Origin of the sequence: Acidovorax sp. (genome assembly GCF_027492855.1) — a bacterium.
Classification (GTDB): Bacteria; Pseudomonadota; Gammaproteobacteria; order Burkholderiales; family Burkholderiaceae_C; genus Acidovorax.
Genome location: NZ_JAPUDY010000107.1, coordinates 1 through 4,716 on the forward strand (window position 1 = coordinate 1; position 4,716 = coordinate 4,716).

The 4,716-nt window shown below is 65.5% G+C and carries 4 protein-coding genes; 3 read left to right on the forward strand and 1 reads right to left on the reverse strand.

What is annotated here, in order from left to right; translation table 11 throughout:
- Positions 1 to 955, reverse strand: a 955-nt coding sequence (locus tag Q0105_RS20820) for an AMP-binding protein (protein WP_298214702.1), incomplete at its 3' end; no start/stop codon positions are given.
- 312 nt (positions 956 to 1,267) lie between these two features.
- Here Q0105_RS20820 and Q0105_RS20825 point away from each other — a divergent pair.
- From Q0105_RS20825 to Q0105_RS20835, 3 genes are read left to right on the forward strand one after another with little or no spacing between them, the layout of a single operon-like run.
- Complete coding sequence (locus Q0105_RS20825) at positions 1,268 to 2,239, forward strand: chromate resistance protein ChrB domain-containing protein (RefSeq protein WP_298214705.1); 972 nt, start codon at positions 1,268 to 1,270, stop codon at positions 2,237 to 2,239.
- Positions 2,236 to 3,609 (forward strand): chromate efflux transporter, encoded by a 1,374-nt coding sequence (gene chrA / locus Q0105_RS20830; RefSeq protein ID WP_298214707.1) that lies wholly within the window; start codon positions 2,236 to 2,238, stop codon positions 3,607 to 3,609. The genes Q0105_RS20825 and chrA overlap by 4 nt, the downstream gene beginning before the upstream one ends.
- Positions 3,610 to 3,645: 36 nt before the next feature.
- A complete protein-coding gene (locus tag Q0105_RS20835; protein ID WP_298214709.1) occupies positions 3,646 to 4,572 on the forward strand; it encodes a Fe-Mn family superoxide dismutase in 927 nt (308 codons plus the stop codon).
- Positions 4,573 to 4,716: the final 144 nt, after the last annotated feature.

Genomic DNA, 4,716 nt, shown 5'->3' on the forward strand with positions numbered 1-4,716 from the left:
ACACGCCTGCGTCGGGCCGCGTGGGCAGGCCTTCGTACATGATGGTGGTCATGCCTGCGATGAGCGGGCCATAAATGATGTAGCTGTGCCCCACCACCCAGCCGATGTCGCTGGTGGCGAAGTACACATCCCCTGCCTTGGCGTCGAAGATGTGCTTCATGCTGGCCGCCAGCGCCACGGTGTAGCCACCCGTGTCGCGCTGCACCCCCTTGGGTTTGCCGGTGGTGCCGCTGGTGTACAGCGTGTAGCTGGGGTGGGTGGATTCGACCCACTCGCAGGGCACCACGGTGTTCAGGTACTGCTCGCGCAGCGCGGCCCAGTCGTGGTCGCGGCCTGCCTGCAATTGCATCTCGGCCAGACCCCGGTTCACCATCAGCACGGCGGCGGGCTTGTGTTTTGAAAGCGCAATGGCTTCGTCCAGCAGCGGCTTGTAGGGCACCACCTTGCCGCCGCGCGATCCCGCGTCGGCGCTCACCACGGCCACGGGTTCGGCGTCTTCGATGCGCGAGGCGAGCGAGCCCGAGGCGAAGCCGCCAAACACCACCGAATGCAGCGCCCCAATGCGCACGCAGGCCAGCATCGCAAAGGCCGCCTCGGCAATCATGGGCATGTAGATGAGTACGCGGTCGCCCTTCTTTACGCCCAGGCCCTGCAGCACCGCCGCCATGCGCTGCACCTCAGCATGCAGCTCGGCAAAGCTGTAGCTGCGCTCGGTGTTGGTTTCGGTGGATATGGCGATCAGCGCGGCCTGGTCGGCGCGTGTGACCAGGTGCCGGTCCACCGCGTTGTGGCACAGGTTGGTGAAGCCGCCCACGAACCATTTGGCAAACGGCGGGTTGCTGTAGTCACACACCTGCTGGGGCGGGGTGTGCCAGTCAATCAGCTGCGCCTGCTCGCTCCAGAAGGCGTCGCGGTGGTCGATGGACTGGCGGTAGAAGTCGGCGTATTGGCTCATTGTGTTTGTCTCCTCGGCATCTCTCGCCCTGCCGGGACAGCAGGTTTTGAATTCATAATTATTCATGACAGACTTTCGTCAAACTGACGCAGGCGTTGGTATGGACCCCGAATCAATCACAACGCAGCGCGGCCATTCCTGAAAAAACGCGCCTGCCACACCACATTGCAGCCAGTGCCTGCATGCAGCGCGCCCTCTCCGTCCCCCCAACTTTTGTATTCCTTGCAGCACCCGCACGCAAGGATTCCTTGGCTGCGCCAATTTCAAAAATAGAAATATATATTTCATAAAACAAAACATATACTTCAAACCATGTGGTCCACGCTCATCATGACGCTGCCCACGCAGCCCAACGCCGTGCGGCTGCGCATCTGGCGCAATCTCAAGGCACTGGGCTGCGCCGCCCTGCGCGATGGTGCCTACCTGCTGCCCGAGGAACACGCTGGCCTGCTGGCCCCCATTGCCGCAGAGGTGCGGGAACACGGCGGGACGGCCATGCTGCTGACCCTGACCGCCCCGGACAGCGCGCAGCGCCAGGAGATCGAAGCGCTGTTCGACCGCACGGAGGCCTTCACGCAGTGGCGCGACACGGCCACCGCCTTGCAGGCCGAACTGGCGCAGCTCACGGAAACCGAGGCGCGCCGGCGCCTGCGCAGCGTTGCGGATGCATTGCAGGCGCTGCACCGCACCGACTATTACCCCAGCGGCGCAGCCGCGCAGGCCGATGCCGACCTGGCCAGCGTGCGGCAGGCGCTGGACGCTTGTTTTTCGCGCGGGGAGCCCGCCGCCCTGCCCGCCCATGGCATTGCGCGCTTGCACACCGCCCAGTTCCAGAACCAGCGCTGGGCCACACGCGCCCGGCCCTGGGTGGACCGCCTGGCCTGCGCCTGGCTGATCCGCCGCTTCATTGATCCGGGCGCGCGTTTTGTGTGGCTGGCCGACCCGGCATCGCCGCCCGCCGATGTGCAGGGCTTCGACTTTGACGGCGCCCGGTTTACCCACGTGGGTGCCCTGGTGACTTTTGAGGTGCTGATTGCCAGCTTTGGGTTGGAGGCCGACCCCCGGCTGCAGCGCCTGGCCCGCGCGGTGCATTACCTGGACGCAGGCGGCATGCCCGTGCCCGAGGCGGCAGGGCTGGAAGCCGTGCTGGCCGGCCTGCGCGAAGTGTATGCCGATGACGATGCCCTCACCCAGGCCGCCGCACAGGTGTTCGACGCCTTGTATGCCGTGCCGCCCGCCCGCCCATCCACCCCGGCTCCGCTGTCCAGCACTGCACCACGATGACCACCGACGCCTCTGCGCCCACCACCTCCACCCAGAATCCCCCTGCCCCCGTGGGCTTTGGCGAGGCTTTCCTGTTCTGGCTCAAGCTCGGTTTCATCAGCTTTGGCGGGCCCGCAGGCCAGATCGCGATCATGCATGCCGAACTGGTGGAGCGCCGCCGCTGGATCAGTGAAAAACGTTTTCTGCACGCCCTCAACTACTGCATGCTGCTGCCCGGCCCCGAGGCGCAGCAACTGGCCACCTACATCGGCTGGCTCATGCACCGCACCTGGGGCGGCATCGTGGCGGGGGCGCTGTTTGTGCTGCCCTCGCTGTTCATCCTGATCGCGCTGTCTTGGGTGTATCTGCGGTTTGGCGATGTGCCCGTGGTGGCTGGCATCTTCTACGGCATCAAACCCGCCGTGACGGCACTGGTGCTGCACGCGGCGCACCGCATTGGCACCCGTGCTCTTAAAAACGGCTGGATGTGGGGCATTGCCGCTGCGTCGTTCGTGGCGATTTTTGCGTTCGACACGCCCTTTCCCGCCATCGTGCTGGCGGCCGGGCTCATCGGCTACTTTGGCGCGCGGCGCTGGCCTGCCGTGTTTGCGCTGGGCGGCGGCCATGCAGGCGCGCACAAGGGCTACGGCCCGGCGCTGATCGATGACCACACACCCACACCCGCCCACGCACGCTTTTCGCGCAGCCGCCTGGCAAAGGTGCTGGCGGCAGGCCTGCTGCTGTGGCTGGCGGCCATGGCCGTGCTGGTGGCCACGCAGGGCTGGCAGGGCACGCTCACTCAGATGGGCTGGTTCTTCACCAAGGCGGCGCTGCTGACTTTTGGCGGCGCCTATGCCGTGTTGCCCTATGTGTACCAGGGCGCGGTAGAGCAATACCAGTGGCTCAGCGGCCCGCAGATGATCGACGGCCTGGCGCTGGGCGAGACCACGCCCGGCCCGCTGATCATGGTGGTGGCGTTTGTCGGCTTTGTGGGCGGCTGGCTGCAGCAGATGTGGGGGCCGGATGCGCTGTTTGCAGGCGCTGCCGCTGCCGCCACGGTGGTGACCTTCGTCACGTTTTTGCCCTCGTTCATCTTCATCCTGGCCGGCGGCCCGCTGGTGGAGGCCACCCACGGCAAGCTTGGCTTCACCGCGCCGCTGTCGGCCATCACCGCCGCCGTGGTGGGCGTGATCTTGAACCTGGCGCTGTTTTTTGCCTACCACCTGCTGTGGCCGCACGGCTTTGGCGGGGCGTTTGATGCGATCTCCGCCGTGATTGCGCTGGGGGCGGGTATAGCGTTGTTCCGCTTCAAGACCGGTGTATTGCCTTTGCTGGGCATCTGCGCCGCCGTCGGGTTGGCGGTGACTTTTCTCAAACCGTGGCTTGCCTGAGCCGCTATTCACCCACCTCCCAAGGAGCCGTTCACCATGCAAGCACGCGCCCAAGCCCTTCCTTTTGACCCGGCCACACTGCCCGGCCTGTCTGAAAAGCTGCTGCGCAGCCACCACCAGAACAACTATGGCGGTGCGGTGTCGCGGCTCAACGCCATCCGTGGACAACTGGCGGGTGTGGACTTTGCCGCAGCACCTGGCTTTGCACTCAATGGGCTCAAACGCGAAGAGCTGATCGCCAGCAACTCCATGCTGCTGCACGAGCTGTACTTCGCCAGCCTGGGCGGCCAGGGCGCGGCACCGGCCCCCGGCATGGCGTTGGCCTTGGCTGCCAGCTTTGGCAGCCTGGCGCGCTGGCGCGAGGAATTCATCGCCATGGGCAAGGCCCTGGGCGGCGGCTCGGGCTGGGTGCTGCTGGTGTTCCAGCCGCGCGATGGCACGCTCGTCAACCAGTGGGCTGCCGACCACACCCAGGCTGCTGCGGGTGGTGTGCCCATCCTGGCGCTGGACATGTATGAACACGCCTACCACCTGGACCACGGCGCGGCGGCGGGTGCATATGTGGAGGCCTTCATGGCCAACATCGACTGGTCTGCGGTCTACACCCGCTACCAGCACGCGGTGACCGCCGCCAGCGAAGGGCTGCAGGCATCGGCGCAAGACGCACAGCAGGCAGCCCATTGCATCGACGTGCGCCGTGCCGGTGTCTACGAAGCCGCCGCCACCACCCTCCCCAACGCCCGCTGGCGCGACCCGGCGGCCATCGACACCTGGGCCGGGGAGCTACCCACCAACGAAGACGTGGTCGTGTACTGCGTCTATGGCCACGAAGTAGGCCGCTCCACCGCGCTGCGCCTGCACGCAGCGGGCATCAAGGCGCGTTTTCTGCAAGGTGGCATCGACGGCTGGGTTGCGTCGGGCCAGCCGGTGCAGTTGAAAGCAGCGGCATTGGCGCCTGGCTGAGCTGGCCGTGCGCAGAGCACAGGGCACCCAGTTACTATCAATTTGATAGCTATTAGCGCTTGATATATAAGCGCTAGAGGCCAAAAAATGGGATTGCTATACAGGTATTGAAATATCTGCAGCCCAAAGTCGCTCACACAGAAC